At 72.6% G+C, this 18,461-nt stretch carries 15 protein-coding genes; 8 read left to right on the top strand and 7 right to left on the bottom strand.

Annotated features, from left to right (window positions below; genetic code table 11):
* Nucleotides 1–17: 17 nt before the first annotated feature.
* Complete coding sequence (locus D466_RS21800; protein ID WP_018914248.1) at nt 18–359, bottom strand: DUF3579 domain-containing protein; 342 nt, start codon at nt 357–359, stop codon at nt 18–20.
* Between the two features lie 285 nt (nt 360–644).
* On the opposite strand from D466_RS21800, the gene D466_RS0113515 reads away from it, so the two are divergent.
* Nucleotides 645–1,097, top strand: coding sequence for an isoprenylcysteine carboxylmethyltransferase family protein (locus D466_RS0113515; RefSeq protein ID WP_038166263.1), 453 nt, complete (start codon nt 645–647; stop codon nt 1,095–1,097).
* On the opposite strand, the gene D466_RS0113510 is transcribed toward D466_RS0113515, so the two are convergent.
* Both D466_RS0113510 and trpE read right to left on the bottom strand, forming a co-directional pair.
* Nucleotides 1,066–1,923 (bottom strand): hypothetical protein, encoded by an 858-nt coding sequence (locus D466_RS0113510; protein WP_018914246.1) that lies wholly within the window; start codon nt 1,921–1,923, stop codon nt 1,066–1,068. The genes D466_RS0113515 and D466_RS0113510 overlap by 32 nt on opposite strands.
* A gap of 43 nt (nt 1,924–1,966) precedes the next feature.
* The gene (gene trpE, locus D466_RS0113505) at nt 1,967–3,463 is read right to left on the bottom strand and encodes an anthranilate synthase component I (RefSeq protein WP_018914245.1); all 1,497 of its coding nucleotides are present in this window, start codon (nt 3,461–3,463) and stop codon (nt 1,967–1,969) included.
* Between the two features lie 358 nt (nt 3,464–3,821).
* On the opposite strand from trpE, the gene D466_RS24035 reads away from it, so the two are divergent.
* A complete protein-coding gene (locus tag D466_RS24035; RefSeq protein ID WP_196803480.1) occupies nt 3,822–4,529 on the top strand; it encodes a chalcone isomerase family protein in 708 nt (235 codons plus the stop codon).
* 13 nt (nt 4,530–4,542) lie between these two features.
* On the opposite strand, the gene gph is transcribed toward D466_RS24035, so the two are convergent.
* Together gph and rpe are read right to left on the bottom strand one after the other, a co-directional pair.
* On the bottom strand, nt 4,543–5,247 hold the full coding sequence (gene gph / locus D466_RS0113495) for a phosphoglycolate phosphatase (RefSeq protein WP_018914243.1): 705 nt from the start codon (nt 5,245–5,247) through the stop codon (nt 4,543–4,545).
* 227 nt (nt 5,248–5,474) lie between these two features.
* Entirely contained in the window at nt 5,475–6,173 is a 699-nt protein-coding gene (rpe, locus tag D466_RS0113490) for a ribulose-phosphate 3-epimerase (RefSeq protein WP_018914242.1), read from the bottom strand.
* A gap of 65 nt (nt 6,174–6,238) precedes the next feature.
* Between rpe and apaG the strand changes: the two genes are divergently transcribed.
* From apaG to D466_RS0113470, 4 genes are all read left to right on the top strand, one after another.
* Nucleotides 6,239–6,616 (top strand): Co2+/Mg2+ efflux protein ApaG, encoded by a 378-nt coding sequence (gene apaG / locus D466_RS0113485; RefSeq protein WP_018914241.1) that lies wholly within the window; start codon nt 6,239–6,241, stop codon nt 6,614–6,616.
* Nucleotides 6,617–6,630: 14 nt separating this feature from the next.
* Entirely contained in the window at nt 6,631–7,938 is a 1,308-nt protein-coding gene (locus D466_RS0113480) for a murein transglycosylase A (protein ID WP_156004300.1), read from the top strand.
* Between the two features lie 68 nt (nt 7,939–8,006).
* The gene (locus D466_RS0113475; protein ID WP_051083756.1) at nt 8,007–8,675 is read left to right on the top strand and encodes an MliC family protein; all 669 of its coding nucleotides are present in this window, start codon (nt 8,007–8,009) and stop codon (nt 8,673–8,675) included.
* Nucleotides 8,676–8,918: 243 nt separating this feature from the next.
* Entirely contained in the window at nt 8,919–12,536 is a 3,618-nt protein-coding gene (locus D466_RS0113470) for an indolepyruvate ferredoxin oxidoreductase family protein (RefSeq protein WP_018914239.1), read from the top strand.
* A gap of 79 nt (nt 12,537–12,615) precedes the next feature.
* Here the strand turns inward: D466_RS0113470 and D466_RS0113465 are convergent, their stop codons facing one another.
* Together D466_RS0113465 and hemE are read right to left on the bottom strand one after the other, a co-directional pair.
* The gene (locus D466_RS0113465; protein ID WP_231385728.1) at nt 12,616–14,970 is read right to left on the bottom strand and encodes a primosomal protein N'; all 2,355 of its coding nucleotides are present in this window, start codon (nt 14,968–14,970) and stop codon (nt 12,616–12,618) included.
* Between the two features lie 353 nt (nt 14,971–15,323).
* The gene (hemE, locus tag D466_RS0113460) at nt 15,324–16,421 is read right to left on the bottom strand and encodes a uroporphyrinogen decarboxylase (RefSeq protein WP_018914237.1); all 1,098 of its coding nucleotides are present in this window, start codon (nt 16,419–16,421) and stop codon (nt 15,324–15,326) included.
* Nucleotides 16,422–16,527: 106 nt separating this feature from the next.
* Between hemE and D466_RS0113455 the strand changes: the two genes are divergently transcribed.
* Nucleotides 16,528–17,478: a metal ABC transporter ATP-binding protein gene (locus D466_RS0113455; RefSeq protein WP_018914236.1), complete on the top strand. Its 951-nt coding sequence runs from the start codon at nt 16,528–16,530 to the stop codon at nt 17,476–17,478.
* Complete coding sequence (locus D466_RS0113450; protein WP_018914235.1) at nt 17,475–18,284, top strand: metal ABC transporter permease; 810 nt, start codon at nt 17,475–17,477, stop codon at nt 18,282–18,284. The genes D466_RS0113455 and D466_RS0113450 overlap by 4 nt, the downstream gene beginning before the upstream one ends.
* Nucleotides 18,285–18,461 lie beyond the last annotated feature (177 nt).

Below are 18,461 nucleotides of genomic sequence, written 5' to 3'. Positions count from 1 at the left end.
TGCAGCCCGGCGATGGTTCAGGCCACGCGCAAGCCGCTGGCGTCGGCAGCGGGGGCATGCGCTGTAGCCTGCCCGGCCGAGTCGAGGTCCAGCATGCAGGCCTGCACGGTCTCGAGGTTGTTGTCGCGCGCGAAACGCAGCACGAACTGGTAGGCCATGGGCTCCACGTCGGCCAGTTCGCGGCTGACCACCACCGCGCGCACGCCGTCGACCAGCGTGGGCATGCACAGGGGCGAATAGCACAGGTGTTCCTCGGCGTGCCCGGCCCCGATGGGGCGGAAGCGCGACATCACCCCGGCCAGGCGCTCGGCCCAGTCGCTGGGGCGGAAGGCGCGTCCTTCGTGCGTGCGCCCCAGCACCAGGATTTCCCCGGGCTGGAGATCACGGTTCAAGGCCCGTTGCACGGCGCGTTGTACGGCCGCCGGATCGGTGGGATCTAGCATCGGAGGAGCCTGCACGAAGGATTGTGTCCAGACCCTATTTTGCGCCTGCTCAGCCCCCCTGGCAAACCCTGATACGGGTGGATACGGAGCCGCCGGCCAGGTTTTCAGGGTGGAGCCCGGGCAGGCGCGCACTACCATGCGTTGCATGGAAACGTCGTTCACCCCCTTGCGGACAACCCCAGGGGCGCACGGAGGGACATCTTGAGTCCGGGGCTCCAGGGTCGCCTGTGGGTGCTGGCCCAGTTCGCCCTCATCGCGCTGATGCTGCTGTGGCCGGCGCATTGGCGCCTGAACGCCGCGGCGCTGGGCCTCGCGGCGGCCGGACTGGGCCTGGGCGCCTGGGTGCTGGCCTGGAACCGACCGGGCAATTTCAACATCCGCCCGGAGCCGCGGCCCTCGGGGCGCCTGGTCACGGGCGGTCCCTACCGGCGCATGCGCCACCCCATGTACAGCTCGCTGCTGCTGCTGATGGCCGCGGTGGCGGCGTCGGCCGCGGACCTGCCCCGCCTGGCCGCCTGGGTGGGGCTGCTGCTGGTGCTGCAGGGCAAGTCCTCGATGGAGGAGCGCCTGCTGCTGCGGCGCTGGCCCGAATACGCCGCCTACCGCGCGCGCAGCTGGAAATTCATCCCCAGGCCCGGGCCCCGGCATCCCTGAGCCCCAGCTGCAGCCACAGCGCGCCGGGCACGAGCAAGGCGAGGCCGGCCCAGCAGGCCCACGGCGCCGCGTTTTCCAGCAGGGACTGCAGCAGCAGCGCCGCGCCGGCCGCCAGGGGCAGCAGCGCCGGCAGGGTTCCCTGCCGCACGCCGTCGCGCGGCGCGATCCACAGCAAGGCCAGCGCAAGCACGCAGCAGGCGACCTGCGCGGCCAGCGCCCACCATGCCGTGGCGCCCGGATGCACCAACCAGTTCTCGCCGGCCACCACCGAGGCCACCGGCAGGGTGACGGCGGCACCGATCAGCTGGTAGAACACGAACTGCTCGCCGGCGCAGTCGATCAGCCGCGGGTCGCGCAGCAGGCGTTGCTGGGCCACCCACGCCAGCGCGGCGCACGCGGCCAGAGCCAGCCCGGGCAGCGGCAGCACGGCGCTCAGCACGAGCAGCACCAGCACGCCGGCGAGCAGGGCCGGCCACGCGCGCGGTCCGCGCCGCAGCGCGGCCTGCAGCAGCACGGCGCCCGCGCTGAATTCCACGGTGGCGGCGGCGCCCACGTGCGGCACGGCCAGGTACAGCAGCGCCAGGCGCACGCTGAACAGCAGGCCCAGGCCCATGCCGGGGGTCAGCGTGGCGTCCTGCGCGAACACGGCGATGTGGCGCCAGCGGGTCCACAGCCACAACAGGAGCAGCGAGGCCGTGCTGGTCAGCGTGGCCTGCAGCAGCGGCGGCACGTCGCGGGCCGCAACGGCCACCGCCGCCAGCTGCACGCCCCACAGCATGGCCCCGACGGCCTCGCCGCGTGCCGCCTTGCGCGAACTCGCGTCCATGCCGCCGGCCGGCCTGCGATGCAAAGGGGGCGCGGGCGCCTGCTCAGGCGTCCAGGCCCTGCTGCACCTGCTCGGCCGCGCGCAGCACCGCGCGCGCCTTGGCCTCGGTCTCGCGCCATTCCATCTCGGGCACCGAGTCGGCGACCACGCCCGCGGCCGCCTGCACGTACAGCCAGCCGTCCTTGACGATGCCGGTGCGGATGGCGATGGCCAGGTCCATGTCGCCGGCGAAGCTCCAGTAGCCCACGGCCCCGCCGTACAGGCCGCGGCGCGTGGGTTCGAGTTCGTCGATCACCTCCATGGCGCGGATTTTCGGCGCCCCCGACAGCGTGCCGGCGGGGAAGGTGGCGCGCATCACGTCCAGCGCGCCCAGGCCGGGTTGCAGCAGGCCCTCGACGTTGCTGACGATGTGCATGACATGGGAATAGCGCTCGATGGCGAAGGCCTCGGTCACCTGCACGGTGCCGATGCGCGCGATGCGCCCCAGGTCGTTGCGCGCCAGGTCGATGAGCATCAGGTGCTCGGCGCGCTCCTTGGGGTCGGCCAGAAGTTCGCGCTCGTTGGTCAGGTCCCGCTCGGCGGTTTCGCCGCGCGGGCGCGTGCCGGCCAGCGGGCGGATGGTCACCTTCTGCCCCTCGGGCGTGGCCTCCTGCCGCACCAGGATTTCCGGCGACGAACCCACCACCTGGAAGTCGCCGAAGTTGTACAGGTACATGTAGGGCGAGGGATTCAGCGTGCGCAGCGCCCGGTACAGCGACAGCGGCGACTGCCCGAAGCGCTTGCGCAGGCGCTGGCCGACCTGCACCTGCATGAAGTCCCCGGCGGCGATCAGTTCCTTGGCACGCTCCACCGCGCGCAGGTAGTCGGCGTGCTCGAACTCGTGCTCCACCGGCGTCACCTCGGCCGCGGGCATGGCCGGCGCCTTCACGCTGGCGCGCAGGCGTTCGCGCAACTCCAGCAGGCGGGCGCGGGCGCGCGCGTGGGCATCGGGCTGGGTCGGGTCGGCGTAGACGATGAAGCTCAGGCGGCCCGCCAGATTGTCGATGACCGCCAGTTCCTCGCATTGCAGCAGCAGGATGTCGGGAAGCTCCAGCGGGTCCGGGCGCGGGTTGCGCTGCGCCGAGGCCTGCAGGCGCGGCTCGATGTAGCGCGCCGCGTCATAGCCGAAGTAGCCGGCCAGGCCGCCGCAAAAACGCGGCATGCCCTGGGGCAGTGCCACCTTGTGGCGGGCGCGGAAGGCCTCGATGAAGGCCAGCGGCGGCTGCTCGGAACGCTCGACCTCGACGCCGTCGCGCAGCACGCGCGTGACGCCGGCCTTCACGCGCAGCTCGGTGCCGGCGGCCAGGCCGATGAAGGAGTAGCGTCCGAAGCGCTCGCCGCCGACCACGGATTCGAGCAGGAAGGTGTTGCGCGCCGCGCCGCCGTCGGTGAGCTTGAGATACAGCGACAGCGGGGTCTCGAGATCGGCGAAGGCCTGCGAGACCATCGCGATGCGGTTGTAGCCGGCGTCGGCCAGGGCCTGGAATTCGGTTTCGGTCATGGGTGGACTCACTGGCGGCCCCGGGGCCGCCGGATGTTCATGGGCCGCCCGCGACGGGCGGTCTCTCGGCTGCGGCGCGTGGCGCCGCCGGTCACGCCGCGCAGCGGCGCGAGCAGCAGCGGCGCCAGGGCCAGGCTCCCCGGTCCAGCGAACCCAAGGTGTGCTTGCGAGAGAGGAACATCGACGAGGACGAAGACAGGGCCCGCGGAAAACGGACAATACCCAAGCTGCGCGAACTTTAGCAAATCCCCACGGCGCGCAGCATGTGGGCGCGGGCCGATTGCCAAGCCGTCGCGATGCAGGCACACTGCCGCCCCATGCGAACGGTCGTTCGCTTTTCAACCGTCGAGGAGCCCCGATGCGTCTGCCCCGCCCGTCCAGACCGCCGCGCCGCGTGCCGCTGCCGCTGCTGAGCCTGCCCTCGTGCCTGGCACTGTGCCTGGCGCTGGCTCCAGGCGCCGGCGCCGCGCAGGCGTCCCAACCGGCCTCCGCACCCGCCGCCCCCGGCGCGTCGGCGCCGGCCGCGCAAGCGCCCGGCGCCTTGCGCCTGCACGGCGTCAGCGTGCCGCCGAGCGCGCAGGTGGGCAGCACCCGGCTCATGCTCAACGGCGCGGGAACACGCTACTTCCTGATCTTCAAGGTCTACGTGGCCGAGCTGTACCTGCCGCGGCCCGCGCACAGCGCCAGCGCCGCGCTGGGCATGCCCGGGCCCAAGCTGATGCGCCTGGTCATGCTGCGCGACGTCAGCGGCAAGGAACTGGGCGACAAGCTGACCGAGGACATCAAGAACAACGTGCCCGCGGCCGACTTCGCCACCATGATCACGGGCCTGGCGCGCATGGGCGGGCTGTTCGCCGACCGGCATGAGCTCCACGAGGGCGACGTGGTCGAGCTGGCCGACGTGCCGGGCCAGGGGATGCGCATCAGCATCAACGGGCAGGTCGAGGGCGCGCCCTACGCCGACGCGCACTTCTTCGACAACCTGCTGCGCGTGTGGCTGGGCCCGCGCCCCGCCGCGCAAGGCCTGAAGAAGGCCCTGCTGGGCGACTTCGACGACTCGAAGTGAGCGGGCGCGGCGCTCAGGCCAGGGGCAGCTGGTCCAGGCGGTCGAAATAGGCCAGCGCCGGCGTGGCGCGAATCGGCTCGCCGTGGTTGTAGCCGTAGGTGGCCAGCACCGCGGGGCAGCCGGCGGCCGCGGCGGCGGCGGCGTCGTTCTGGGAGTCCCCCACCATCAGGGTGCGCGCGGGTGCGTGCCCGAGGCGCTCGCAGGTGCGCAGCAGCGGAAGCGGATCGGGCTTCTTGCGCTCGTAGGCGTCACCGCCGGCGATCTCGGAAAAGAACTCCAGCAGGCCCTTGCGTTCGAGCAGTGCGCGCGCGTGCATCCCGGGCTTGTTGGTCACGCAGGCCAGTGCCAGGCCCGCGTCGCGCAGGCGCCGCAGGCCCTCGAGCACCCCGGGAAAGAGTGCGGAATGCCGGCCGTTGGCCTGCGTGTAGTGCTGCTGGTACACGCGCAGCGCCCGCGGGTGCAGCGCGTCGGCCTGCTGCGCCGGCAGGTGCAGGCGCAGCACCTGCGCGACCAGATGCTCCGAGCCCTTGCCCACGCGCTGCGCGACCTGCTCGGGCGTGATCTCGCCCAGGCCGAGTTCATGCAGCATGCCCCGCAGGGCCACCAGGAAGTCGCCCAGGGTGTCGACCATGGTTCCGTCGAGGTCGACGATGGCCGCGCGCACGGGCACGCCGGCCACCGAGACCGCGGCGGCCCCGGCGGGCGCCGCCGGGCTCACTGGACTGCCCTCCTCGCTACGCTCGACTCCCCGAGGGAGTGGAGCGCCGCTTCGGAGCGGCCGTGCACGGCGCTCATGGGACGACCCTCCTCGCTACGCTCGACTCCCCGAGGGAGTGGAGCGCCGCTTCGGAGCGGCCGTGCACGGCGCTCATGGGACGACCCTCCTCGCTACGCTCGACTCCCCGAGGGAGTGGAGCGCCGCTTCGGAGCGGCCGTGCACGGCGCTCATGCCACCCTGGCCAGTTCGCCGCGCATCGCGTCGATGACGGCGCGGTAGTCCTTGTGGCCGAAGATCGCGCTGCCGGCCACGAAGGTGTCGGCGCCGGCGGCGGCCACCGCGGCGATGTTGTCGGCCTTGATGCCGCCGTCGACCTCCAGCAGCACCTCGCGCCCGCTGTGCGCGCGGTAGGCGTCCAGGCGCTGGCGCACCATGGCGGTCTTGCGCAGCGCCTCGGGAATGAAGCTCTGCCCGCCGAAGCCGGGGTTCACGCTCATGATCAGCACCAGGTCGACCTTGTCCATCACGTGGTCGAGCACGTCCAGGCTGGAAGCCGGGTTGAACACCAGCCCGGCGCGGCAGCCGGCGTCGCGGATCAGCTGCAGCGTGCGGTCCACGTGGCGGGTGGCCTCGGGGTGGAAGCTGATGATGTCGGCCCCCGCCTTGGCGAACATCTGCGCCAGCGCGTCCACGGGCTCGACCATCAGGTGCACGTCCAGCGCCACCGGGGTGCCGTCGGCGCGCTTGCAATAGGGCTTGATGGCCTGCGCCACCAGCGGCCCCACCGTGAGGTTGGGGACGTAGTGGTTGTCCATCACGTCGAAGTGGATGAAATCGGCGCCGGCGTCGATGACGCTGCGGACCTCGTCGCCCAGGCGGGCGAAATCGGCCGACAGAATGCTGGGAGCGATGCGGTAGGTCGTCATGGTGCGCACATTCTAGGAGGGGGCCCCTTCCCCCGGAGCGCGGCGTGTCTACAATCGTCGCCACCATGGATGCGTATCAATTCTCGGTGTCGGTGGAGCCCGCGTTCCTGCCCGACGAGTCCGATGTCCAGCAGGGCATGTGGGCCTACAGCTACACCGTGCGCATCCGCAACAGCGGCAGCCGCGCGGCGCAACTGATCGCCCGGCACTGGATCATCGTCGACGAATCGGGCCGCACCGAGGAGGTGCGAGGGCTCGGCGTGGTGGGCCACCAGCCGCTGCTGCGCCCCGGCGAGGTGTTCGAGTACACCAGCTGGACGCGCCTGCGCACGCCCAGCGGAAGCATGCGCGGAAGCTACCTGTGCGTGGCCGAGGACGGATCGCAGTTCGACGCGCCCATCCCCGAATTCGCGCTGATCCCGCCGGGCGTGACCCTGCATTGAAGCCGCTGGCGCGCATGACCCGGCCCGCGCAGTCCCCGAGTGCCGCGCCCCGTGGGCGGCGCCTGGCCCGGCTGAGCGCGCTGCTGCCGGGCCTGCTGGGCGCCTGCGTGCTGCTGGGCTCCTGCGCGACCACCCCGCTGCCGGGCTCGGGCCAGGCGCCGGTGAGCGCCGGCTCGTCCGCGCCGGTGGCTTCGTCGCCGGCGGCGCCCGCCCTGCCCCCCGCCGCTGCTTCCGCGCCCGTGCCGCCCGCCGCCGCGAGCCCGCTGCCCATGCGCGCGACGAGCTTCGCGCAGCTGCCGGGCTGGAACGCCGACGACTTCCAGGACCTGTGGCGCGCCTGGCGCCGCGACTGCGGCGCCCGCGTGCCCTTGCTGGCGCGAGCCTGCGCGGCCTCCGCGGCGATCGGCGAGTCCGACCTCGCGGCGCAACGGACCTTTTTCGAGCAGTGGTTCCAGCCCTGGCAGCTGCTGTCGCCGGGCGGGGCCGACGATGGGCTGGTCACCGGCTATTACGAACCGGTGTTCGCGGGCTCGACCACGCGCGGCTGGCCCTACGTGGTGCCGCTGTGGGGCCTGCCGGACGACCTCGTGGACCTGCCCGCCAGCACCGCCGGCGAGGTGCGACGCGGCCGCACCGTGGACACCGGCGACGGGCCGCCGCGGGTGGAGCCCTTCTGGAGCCGCGCGCAGATCGAAGGCGACGCGCAGGCGCGGCGCCAGCTCGACCGCAACGTGGTCGCCTGGCTGAGCAGCCCGGTGGACGCGCTGTTCCTGCAGGTGCAGGGCTCGGGGCTGCTGCGCCTGCCCGACGGCTCGATGCTGCGCCTGAGCTACGCGGGGGACAACGGCTGGCCCTACAAGTCGGTGGGGCGCTGGCTGCTGGACCAGGGGGACCTGCGCGGCACCGTCACCATGCAGATCATCCGCGCCTGGGCGCAGTTGCACCCGGAGCGCGTGCAGCAGATGCTGGACGCCAACCCGCGCGTGGTGTTCTTCCACGCCGCGCCGCTGCAGCACGCCGGGCGCGGCCCGCTGGGAGCGCTGGGCGTTCCGCTGACGGCGCTGCGCAGCGTCGCGGTGGACAAGAAGCTGCTGGCGCTGGGCATGCCGCTGTGGCTGTCCACCCGGGTGGCCGGCCAGCCGCTGCGGCGCCTGGTGTTCGCCCAGGACGTGGGAGGGGCCATCCGCGGCCCGCTTCGCGCCGACCTGTTCTTCGGCACCGGCGACGCAGCCGGCGACGCGGCCGGGCGCATGCAGTCGCCCGGGCGCATGTGGATCCTGCTGCCTCGCGCGCAGCCCGACACTCCCGGCACCGCGCCCTGAGCGATCTGGTGTAATGCATGTCATCCGCAGCCAAGGAGTCCGCCTCGATGCCCGCCTCGACGTCCCCCATGCGAATGTCTGCTGCGCTGCGCGCCCATCTGCGACTGCCGCGCAGCGCCCTGGCGCTGGGCGCGGCGGCCGCGCTGGGCCTGCTCGGCGGCTGCGAGACCGTCTCGCTCAACGGCCCCGCGCCGGTGGTGGTGCTGCATCCGGCCGCGTCCGCGGCTTCCGCGCCGGCTCCCGCTGCCAGCGTGGCCGCGCAACCGGCGGCGCAGGCCCAGGGCCTGCAGCCCACGCCGGGCGTGGAAGTCCAGCCGCTGGCCCCGGCCAGCGCCGCCAGCCTGCCCGCGCAGCCGGGAGCCTCGGCTCCGGCGGCGGCCTCGGCTGCGTCCTCCGCGTCGGCCCCGGCGGGTGCCGCGGCTTCCGCTCCCGCCGCGGCTTCCGCCCCCTCGCCCATGGCTTCGGCGCCGGCCCCCTCGGCCTCGCAACCCCTTGCGCTGCCGCCCGGCGCCGTGCGCTACGTGTGCAACGACGGCACCTCCTTCCTGGCCAGCTTCGGCGACGTCAGCGTGACCATGAGCACCGCGCTGGGCGTGCTGCAACTCGAGCAGACGGTCGCCGCCGACGGCGCGCGCTATGCCAACGGCGAGGTCCAGGTGTGGTTCAAGGGCCGGCAGGCCACGATCTCCAACCTGCGCAACCCGGGCAGCGCGGTGCTGTGCCTGGAGCAACGCTGAGCACCGCTGAGCAGCGCCGGGCAGCGTCGTACGCGGCTCGCCGCGCATAGGTAGCCCTGCTGTTGGCAAGCGCCGGGCGCCCGACTAGGATGCCCGCTGAGAGACGACCGCAGGGCGGGCCCACGAAGCCCGCCCCGTGGCGGGCGCGGCATCACCCTGCCGTGCCGGTCGCGAACCACCTGCCACCACCGTGGCGGGGGACGGCCGTTGCGCATCGAGTCGCACATTGAGGAGATAGGCGCCATGAACGCAGCGCTGCCCGAAGCCGTCCGTCGGGCCCTGGAGACGATCCGTCTCGACGACAAGTACACCCTGGAATCCGGCCGCGCCTTCATGAGCGGCATTCACGCGCTGGTGCGCCTGCCCCTGCTGCAGCGCAAGCGCGACCAGCTGGAGGGGCTGCGCACCGCCGGCTTCATCAGCGGCTACCGCGGCTCCCCGCTGGGGGGCTACGACCAGGCGCTGTGGAAGGCGCGCAAGCTGCTGGCGGACAACGACGTCGTGTTCCAGCCGGGGGTCAACGAAGAACTCGCCGCCACCGCGCTGTGGGGCAGCCAGCAGCTCGACCTGTACCCGCAGAGCAAGCGCTTCGACGGCGTGTTCGGCATCTGGTACGGCAAGGGTCCGGGCGTGGACCGCTGCGGCGACGTGTTCAAGCACGCCAACATGGCCGGCACCGCACGCCACGGCGGGGTCATCGCGGTGGCCGGCGACGACCACGTGGCCAAGAGCTCCACCGCGGCGCACCAGAGCGACCACGTGTTCAAGGCCGTGGGCTTCCCGGTGTTCTTCCCCAGCAACGTGCAGGACATCCTGGACCTGGGGCTGCATGCGCTGGCCATGAGCCGCTACAGCGGCCTGTGGGCCGGCATGAAGACCATCCAGGAAGTGGTGGAATCCTCGGCCTCGGTGGACGTGTCGCCCGAGCGCGTGCGCATCCTGATGCCCGAGGACTTTCCCATGCCCGAGGGCGGCGTGCACATCCGCTGGCCCGACGATCCGCTGAGCCAGGAAGCCCGCCTGATGGACGTGAAGTGGTACGCGGCGCTGGCCTACGTGCGCGCGAACCGACTGAACCACACGGTCATCGACAGCCCCGACGCCCGCCTGGGACTGATGGCCTCGGGCAAGGCCTACAACGACACGCGCCAGGCGCTGGCCGATCTCGGGCTGGACGAACAGGCCTGCGCGCAACTGGGCCTGCGCGTGCACAAGGTGGCGGTGGTGTGGCCGCTGGAGGCGCACATCACCCGCGAGTTCGCCACGGGATTGCAAGAAATCCTGGTGATCGAAGAAAAGCGCCAGATCATCGAGTACCAGCTCAAGGAAGAGTTGTACAACTGGCGGGAAGACGTCCGCCCCAACGTGATCGGCAAGTTCAACGAGACGCCCGGCGACCGCAGCGGCGGCGAGTGGAGCCAGGCCAACCCGGGCGACAACTGGCTGCTGCCGGCCAAGGCCGACCTGAACCCCGCGGTGATCGCGCGCGCCATCGCCTCGCGCCTGGAGCGCCTGGGCCTGCTGGCGCGTGCGTCGCAGGACCTGCAGCGCCGCGTGCGCGAACGCGTGGCGCTGATCGAGGCCAAGGAGCGCGCGCTGGCCGAGGCGCCGCCCAGCGAGAAGCGCCCGCCGTGGTTCTGCTCGGGCTGCCCCCACAACACCAGCACCCGCGTGCCGGAGGGCTCGCGCGCGATGGCCGGCATCGGCTGCCACTACATGGTGGTGTGGATGGACCGCTCCACCTCCACCTTCAGCCAGATGGGCGGCGAAGGCGCCGCCTGGGTGGGCCAGGCGCCGTTCACCACCGACAAGCACGTGTTCGCCAACCTGGGCGACGGCACCTACTACCACTCCGGCCTGCTGGCCATCCGCCAGGCCATCGCCAGCGGCGCCAACATCACCTACAAGATCCTCTACAACGGCGCCGTGGCGATGACCGGCGGGCAGCCCGTCGAGGGCCAGCTCAGCGTGGGGCAGATCAGCCGCGAGCTGCACGCCGAAGGGGTGCGCGAGATCGTCGTGCTCAGCGACGAGCCGGACAAGTACCGCGAGGTGCGCGACCTCGCCCCCGGCGTGACCGTGCACCACCGCGACGAGCTGGACCCGGTGCAGCGCCGGCTGCGCGAAGTGCCCGGCACCACGGTGCTGATCTTCGACCAGACCTGCGCCACCGAGAAACGGCGCCGCCGCAAGCGCGGCACCCTGGCCGAGCCCGACCGCCGCGTGGCCATCAACCCGCTGGTGTGCGAGGGCTGCGGGGATTGCTCCGAGCAGAGCAACTGCCTGTCGGTGGAGCCGCTGGAGACCGAGTTCGGGCGCAAGCGCACCATCAACCAGAGCAGCTGCAACAAGGACTTCTCCTGCCTGAAGGGCTTCTGCCCGAGCTTCGTGTCGCTGGAGGGGGCCAAGCCTCGCAAGGCCGCCGCGGCCGCGGCGCCCAGCCTGGAGGCGCTGCCCGCGCTGGAGGAGCCGCAGGTGCCGGATCCGGTGAAGGCCGACCGCGCCGGCGGCGGCAACTACGGCATCCTGGTGGCCGGCATCGGCGGCACCGGGGTGATCACCATCGGACAGCTGCTGGGCGTGGCCGCGCACATCGAGGGCAAGGGCATCGTCACGCAGGACGCCGCCGGCCTGGCGCAAAAGGGCGGCGCGACCTGGAGCCACGTGCTCATCGCCGACGATCCGGCGCAGATCCACACCACGCGCATCGCGATGGCCGAGGCCGAGCTGGTGCTGGGCTGCGACCCCATCGTGGCGGCCGACCGCGAGACCCTGGCGCGCGTGCGCAAGGACCGCACCTTCGTCGCGCTGAACACCCACGGCGCGCCGACCGCCGCGCTGGTGCACCAGCCGCAATGGCAATTCCCGGAAGCGGCCTGCCACCAGGCGCTGGAACAGGCCGTGGGCGCCGGACAGATCGCCGGCTTCGACGCCGACGCGCTGGCCCGCCGCGTGCTCGGCGACAGCATCTACGCCAACCCGATGATGCTGGGCTTCGCGTGGCAGAAGGGCTGGATCCCGCTGCGCCGCGAATCGCTGCTGCGCGCCATCGAGCTCAACGAGGTGGCGGTGGCGCAGAACCGCGCCGCCTTCGAATGGGGCCGACATGCCGCCGCGCACCCGCAGCAGCTGGCCGCGCTGGGCGCGACCGAGCAGGTCATCGCCTTCGCGCGCCGGCCCGGGCTGGACGATCTGGTGCGCACGCGCAGCGAGTTCCTGAGCGGCTACCAGAACGCCGCCTACGCGAGCAGCTACCAGGAGCTGGTGACGCGCGTGGCGCAGGCGGAGTCGGCGCTGGGGAGCAAGCGCCTGAGCGAGGCGGTGGCGCGCACGCTGTTCAAGCTGATGGCCTACAAGGACGAATACGAAGTCGCGCGCCTGCACAGCGACCCCTCCTTCGCCAGGTCGCTGCGCGAACAGTTCGACGGCGACTTCAAGCTGCGCTACCACATGGCGCCGCCGCTGTTCAGCCGCCCCGGCCCCGACGGACGCCCGCGCAAGGTCGAGTTCGGCCCCTGGATGGGCACGGCGCTGCGCCTGCTGCGCCACGGCAAGGTGCTGCGCGGCAGCGCCTTCGACCCCTTCGGGCGCAGCGGGGAGCGGCGGGCCGAGCGCGCGCTGATCCAGCGCTACCGCGAGAGCGTCGAGAGCCTGCTGGCGGGCCTGCGCGCCGACAACCTGGATCTGGCGGTGCGCGTGGCCGAGATGCCCTCGCGCATCGCCGGCTACGGCCCGGTGAAGCAGCGCAGCATGGAGCAGGTGCTGCCCCAGTGGGAGGCGCTGCTGCAGCAATGGCGCGCGGCGGCGCAGCCCGCGCCGGCCGCCCCCGTCGCAGCCCGAGGCGCCACGCTCCCCCATTGAACATGGCCCAGGGCTTGCTCGGAGATTTCGCCCGCTGAGTCAGCGTACCGAGCGCAGCCCCTGCGCTCGGTACGGTCGTTCAGAACTCGGTGGGGTCGACGTCGATGGCCCAGCGCACGCCGCCGCGCAGGTCCTGCAGGGCCTGGCGCCAGCGTGCGAGGAAGGCGTGCAGCAGCGCGCGGCGGGGCGCCTCCACGAGCAGCTGCAGCCGATGCACGCCCGCCAGCCGGGCCAGGCTCGCCGGCACCGGCGGGTAGATGGTGGGCCCGGCGTCGGCGACGAGGCCGGCCGCCAGTTCGGCGGCCTGCTCGACGAACTCCTGCAGGCGCTGTTCGCGCGCATGCTCGGCGCGCAGCAGGGCCTGGAAGCTGAAGGGTGGCATGCCGGCGCGCCGGCGTTCGAGCAATTCGCGCTCGGCGAAGCCGGCGTAGTCGTTGCGCTGCAGCGCCTGGTACAGCGGGTGCTCCGGGTAGGCGGTCTGCACCAGCATCTGCGGCTCCAGCGTGGAGCCGCCGGCGCGGCCGGCGCGTCCGGCCGCCTGCACGAGTTGCGCGAACAGGCGCTCGGGCGCGCGCGGGTCGTGGCTGAACAGGCCCGCGTCGGGGTTGAGCGCGGCGACCAGGCTGACGCGCTGGAAGTCGTGCCCCTTGGTGACCATCTGGGTGCCCACCAGGATGTCCACCTCGCCGGCGTGCACCTGCGCGAAACCGGCCTCGGCCTGGCCCTTGCGCGAAGCGGTGTCGGCGTCGATGCGCGCGATGCGCGCCTGCGGGAACAGCTGCGCCAGCGCCTCCTGCACGCGCTGCGTGCCGCGGCCCAGGGGCTGCAGGTCCAGGCTGCCGCAGTCCGGACAGGCGCGGGGCACGGCGGCGCGGTGCCCGCAGTGGTGGCAGCGCAGGCTGCGGTCGTCGCGGTGGTAGACCAGGTGCGCGTCGCAATGCGGGCAATCCGACTTCCAGCCGCAATCGGGGCAGCACAGCACCGGCGCGTAACCGCGCCGGTTGAGAAACAGCAGGCTCTGCTCGCCTTGTTCCAGGCGCTGCGTGAGAGCGTCGAACAGGATCTGCCCGATCGGACCGCCGGCGCGCAGCAGGGGGTCGTGGTGGCTGGGCAGCAGGCGCACGCGGGGCAAGGCCCCGCTGGCACGCTGCTGCATGCGCAGCAGCCCGTAGCGCCCCTGGGTGGCGGCATGCCAGGACTCCAGCGACGGCGTGGCCGAGCCCAGCAGCACCGGAACGCCGCGCTGGCGCGCGCGCCACACCGCCAGGTCGCGGGCGGAGTAGCGTGCGCCTTCCTGTTGCTTGTAGGAAGGATCGTGTTCCTCGTCGACCACCACCAGCGCCAGGCCCGGCAGGCTGGACAGCACCGCCAGGCGCGTGCCCAGCACGATGCGCGCATGCCCGGCGTGCGCTGCGGCCCAATGGTCGAAGCGCTCGGCTTCCGCCAGGCCGCTGTGCAACAGGGCCAGGCGCTCGCCGGGGAAACGCTCGGCGAAGCGCCGCAGCAACTGGGGCGTGAGGTTGATCTCCGGCGTGAGCACCAGCGCCTGGGCCCTCGGGTCGCGTTCGAGCACCCGCTGCACGGCGCGCAGGTAGACCTCGGTCTTGCCGCTGCCGGTCACGCCGAACAACAAGTGCGCGCCGAATCCCTGCTGCTCGGCCAGAACGCGCAGGGCCTGTTCCTGTTCGGCGTGCAGGCTGAGCGCCTCGCCGGCCGCCGCGGGCGGCGCCTCGGGCGCCAGCGCGCACAACCAGCCCAGGCTCGCCCACTCCCGCAGCAGCGCCGCGCCGCGCGGATGCAGGCGCCGCGCGCCGGCCTCGTCCAGCGTGTGAAGCGCGCCGGCCTGCGCCGCGGCGGCAGCCGGCGGCTCGGCGGGCGGTTGTGCCGCGGGAGCCTGGGCACCCGATGCACGCGGCGCGGGCAGGCCGAGCGCCTCGGCCAGGCGCCACAGCGCGGTGCTGCGCGGCCCCAGGCTGCGCGCCAGCTGCTCGCGCCCCTGCGGGCTCAGCCGGTAGCGCATGCCGGCACGGCGCGCGGCCTGCAGCCGGCGCTCCACCGCCCGCGCCCCCTGTTCGCGCAGCCAGCCCGGCAACGCGGCCGCCATCAGTTCGCCCAGCGGGCGCTGGTAATAGTCGGCGGTGAAGCGCAGCAGCTCGATCCACTCGGCCCCCAGGGGCTGGAGCGCCTCGCAGGCCTCGTGCACCGCCTTGAGGCCCTCGGCGGCGCCGGGCTCCAGGACCAGCGCCTCCAGCACGACGCCGCAGACCGTCTGCCGCCCCAAGGGCACGCGGACCACGGTGCCTGGCGCCAGCTCGCGCTCGCCGCTGTAGTCCAGCGCGCCCCAGATCGGAGCGTCCACCGCCACGCGCAGGCGCCAGGCGCCGGCTCCCGCCGGCTCGCCCGGAAGCAGCCCGGCGGCCTGCGGGTTTACCACGAGCAGCGCCCCGCCCCGCCAGCGGAATGTGAGTAGCGGCTCGCCTCGCGCGCGGCCCCGCGGCGTGCTGCCCATCGGCCGATCAGGGGAATCCCCAATCTGTGGATAACTTTGTGCATAGAGCCCGCCCTGATCATGTCGAGATCTGTGGATAACTGCAGACACCAGTCATGCCGCTCTGCACAAAACGGCCATAAACCCTTGAAATTCAATGGGTTGAATGACCCATCCTGAAGTAAGGTCTGGGATCCCTGCGCTATGTCCTAAAATCGGGCGCGGTGTGTATAAATCGGTGCTTCGGGCTTGACAACGGGGCGGAATTGGGCGGCTCCCCCCGCCGCCGCGCACCGAAATCAGGCCCCGCGCTGGTGCAGCGCGCGGCTGTGCTCGTGCACGGTCCGCACCAGCACTCCCACATGCTCGGCCGGGGTGAATTGCGAAATCCCGTGCCCAAGGTTGAACACGTGCCCCGCGGCCTCGCCGGCGGCGATGGGGCCGAAGCTGTCGAGCACCGCGCGCACCTCGTGCTCGATGCGCTCGGGCGGCGCGAACAGCACCGTCGGGTCAAGGTTGCCCTGCAGCGCCACGCGCTGGCCCACCAGTTCGCGCGCGCGGCCCAGGTTGACGGTCCAGTCCACGCCCAGCGCGTCCGCGCCGGACTCGCTCATTTCACGCAGCCAGGGCCCGCCGCCCTTGGTGAACAGGATCGCGGGCACGCGCCGCCCCTCGTGCTCGCGGCGAAGCGCGCCCAGCACGAGCCGGCTGTACTGCAGCGAGAACTCCTGGAAGGCGCCGTCGGCCAGCGCGCCGCCCCAGGAATCGAACAGCATCACCGCCTGCGCGCCGGCCTCGATCTGGGCGTTCAGGTAGGCCGCCACCGACTGCGCGTTGACCCGCAGGATGTGGTGCATCAGGTCCGGGCGCGAGTACATCAGGGTCTTGGTCTGGCGCCAGTCGTCGCTGCCCTGCCCCTCGACCATGTAGCAGGCCAGGGTCCAGGGGCTGCCGGCGAAACCGATCAGGGGCACGCGCTGCACCCCGTCGCGGGTCAGCGCGCGGCGGATCTGCGAGACGGCGTCGAACACGTAGCGCAGCTTGTCCAGTTCCGGCACCTGCAAGGCGCGGATCTGCGCCTCGGTGCGCAGCGCATGCTCGAAGCGCGGTCCCTCGCCAGCGGCGAAACGCAGCCCCAGGCCCATGGCGTCGGGCACGGTGAGGATGTCGGAGAACAGGATGGCCGCGTCCAGATCCCAGCGCTCCAGCGGCTGCAGCGTGACCTCGGTGGCCAGGTCCGGGCTCGTGGCCAAGCCCAGGAAGCTGCCCGCGCGCGAGCGTGTCGCGTTGTATTCGGGCAAGTAGCGTCCGGCCTGGCGCATCAGCCACAAGGGGGTGAATTCGGTGGGCTGGCGCAGCAGCGCACGCAGGAAAGTGTCGTTGGCGATCGTGCTCATGTGGGTATTGTCGCAAAGCCTCCGCCCCTTACCGCCGAAACCTTTTATGCAATCGACTTGCATTATGATCGGCGCTTCCCATCCAGACCGATCCAGGCCCTCCTTCATGCCCACCGCGTCCGGCCCCGAGCACGCGACCGACAGCGCGACCGACACCACCGCCGCGGTGCTGGCGCGGGGCCTGCACCTGGCGCGCGGCGCGCGCGACGTGGTAGGCGACCTGGATCTGCGCATCGCGCAGGGCCAGGTGGTGGGCCTGTTCGGCAGCAACGGTGCCGGCAAGACCACGCTGCTGCAGGCGCTGGCCGGGCTGCTGCCGGTACGCCAGGGCGAGTTGCGCGTGTTCGGGGGCGCGGCCGCGCAAGCGCGACGCGCCATCGGCTACGTCGCGCAGGGCGTGCCCGACGGGGCCTGGTCGCGCCTGCGCGCCTGCGATTTCGTGGCCAGCGCCTGGCAGGGCGAGCGCTGGGGCATCGGCCTGTCGCCGGGCGGGCGGGCCCGGCGCGCTGCCGCGGTGCGCGAAGCCTTGCAGGCGACCGCCGCCGGGCATCTGGCGCAGCGCGGCATGGACACGCTGTCCGGCGGCGAACGCCAGCGCGTGTGCATCGCGCAGGCGCTGGTGAACCCGGTGCGCATGCTGCTGCTGGACGAGCCGCTGGCCAACCTGGATCCGCGCGCCCAGCTCGGCGTGCTCGAACTGGTGCGCGCGCTGCGCGACCGCCAGGGCCTGACGGTGCTGCTCAGCGCGCACGACATCAACCCCCTGCTGGGCCTGATGGACAGCGTGCTGTACCTGGCCGGCGGGCGCGGCCGGCAGGGCCGCGTCGACGAGGTCATCGAGCCCGGCGTGCTGAGTGCCTTGTACGGGCTGCCCATGCAGGTGGCGCGCCACGACGGCTACCTGTTCATCCACCCGGCGCGCGGCTTCATGGCCGAGGAAGGCGGGCCTTGCCACCACGGCAGCGCCGACGCGCCGGGCGCGCACGGTCCTGGAAACGGCCATGGGCACCACCATGCGCACGACCCTGCGCACGCTGCGTCGGAGGATCCGCCGTGATCCTGGGCCTCGAGTACGCCTTCATGCGCCAGGCGCTGCTGGCCTCCGGCGCCATCGGCGCGGCGGCCGCCGCGGTGGGCTATTTCGTCACGCTGCGGCGCCAGACCTTCGCCGCCCATGCGCTGTCGCACATCGGCTTCGCCGGCGCCGCGGGCGCCATCGTGCTGGGCCTGAGCGCCTACCTGGGGCTGTTCGCCTTCACGCTGGCGGCCGGTGTGGCGCTGGCCCTGGCCGGACGGCGCCTGCGCCAGCGCGACGTGGGCATCGGCATGGTGCTCATGTTCGCGCTGGGCCTGGGGGTGCTGTTCCTCAGCCTGTACACGCGCAACGCGCAATCGGCCATGAGCATGCTCTTCGGCAGCATCGTGGGCATCAGCGCCGCGCAGGCGCGGCTGTCGCTGCTGGTGGCGGCCGGCGCGCTGCTCGGCCTGGGCCTGATCTACCGCCCGCTGTGCCTGGCCAGCCTCAACCCGGACATGGCGCGCACCCGAGGCGTGCCGGTGAACCTGCTCGACCTGCTGTTCGCGCTGCTGCTGGCGGCCACGGTGGCGGTGGCGGTGCCGGTGATCGGCGCGCTGCTGATCTTCGCCTTCCTGGTCGGCCCGCCCGCGGCGGCGCAGGCGCTGACCCGGCGCCTGGGCCCGGGCGTGCTGCTGTCCATGCTGCTCGGCGTGGGCCTGGCCTGCGCGGGGCTGGAGGCTTCCTATGCCGTGGGCTGGCCCGCCAGCACCTGGATCGCCGCGCTGAGCTTCGCGCTGTACCTGGCCGCGCAGGGCTGGCGCTCCCTGCGCGACACCCTGCGTTGACGCAGCGCAGCATGGGTACAGCGCCCGCGAGTCGTCCGGCGCGCGCTGGTGTCTAATAATGGATTGGAACCTTCCGTGCCGAGGCTACCGCCGGGCCGGCACGGTGGCGCCGCGCCGGCGCCCCTTGGGACATGATCTGTCCCGATCATCGATGAACAAGCTGAAAAAAGCTGGAAA

It is taken from the genome of Thiomonas sp. FB-6 (genome assembly GCF_000377645.1).
In the GTDB taxonomy this organism is placed as follows: domain Bacteria; phylum Pseudomonadota; class Gammaproteobacteria; order Burkholderiales; family Burkholderiaceae_C; genus Thiomonas_A.
The sequence above is the reverse complement of the archived record's forward strand: the minus strand, read 5'-3'. Positions and strand labels throughout refer to the sequence as shown.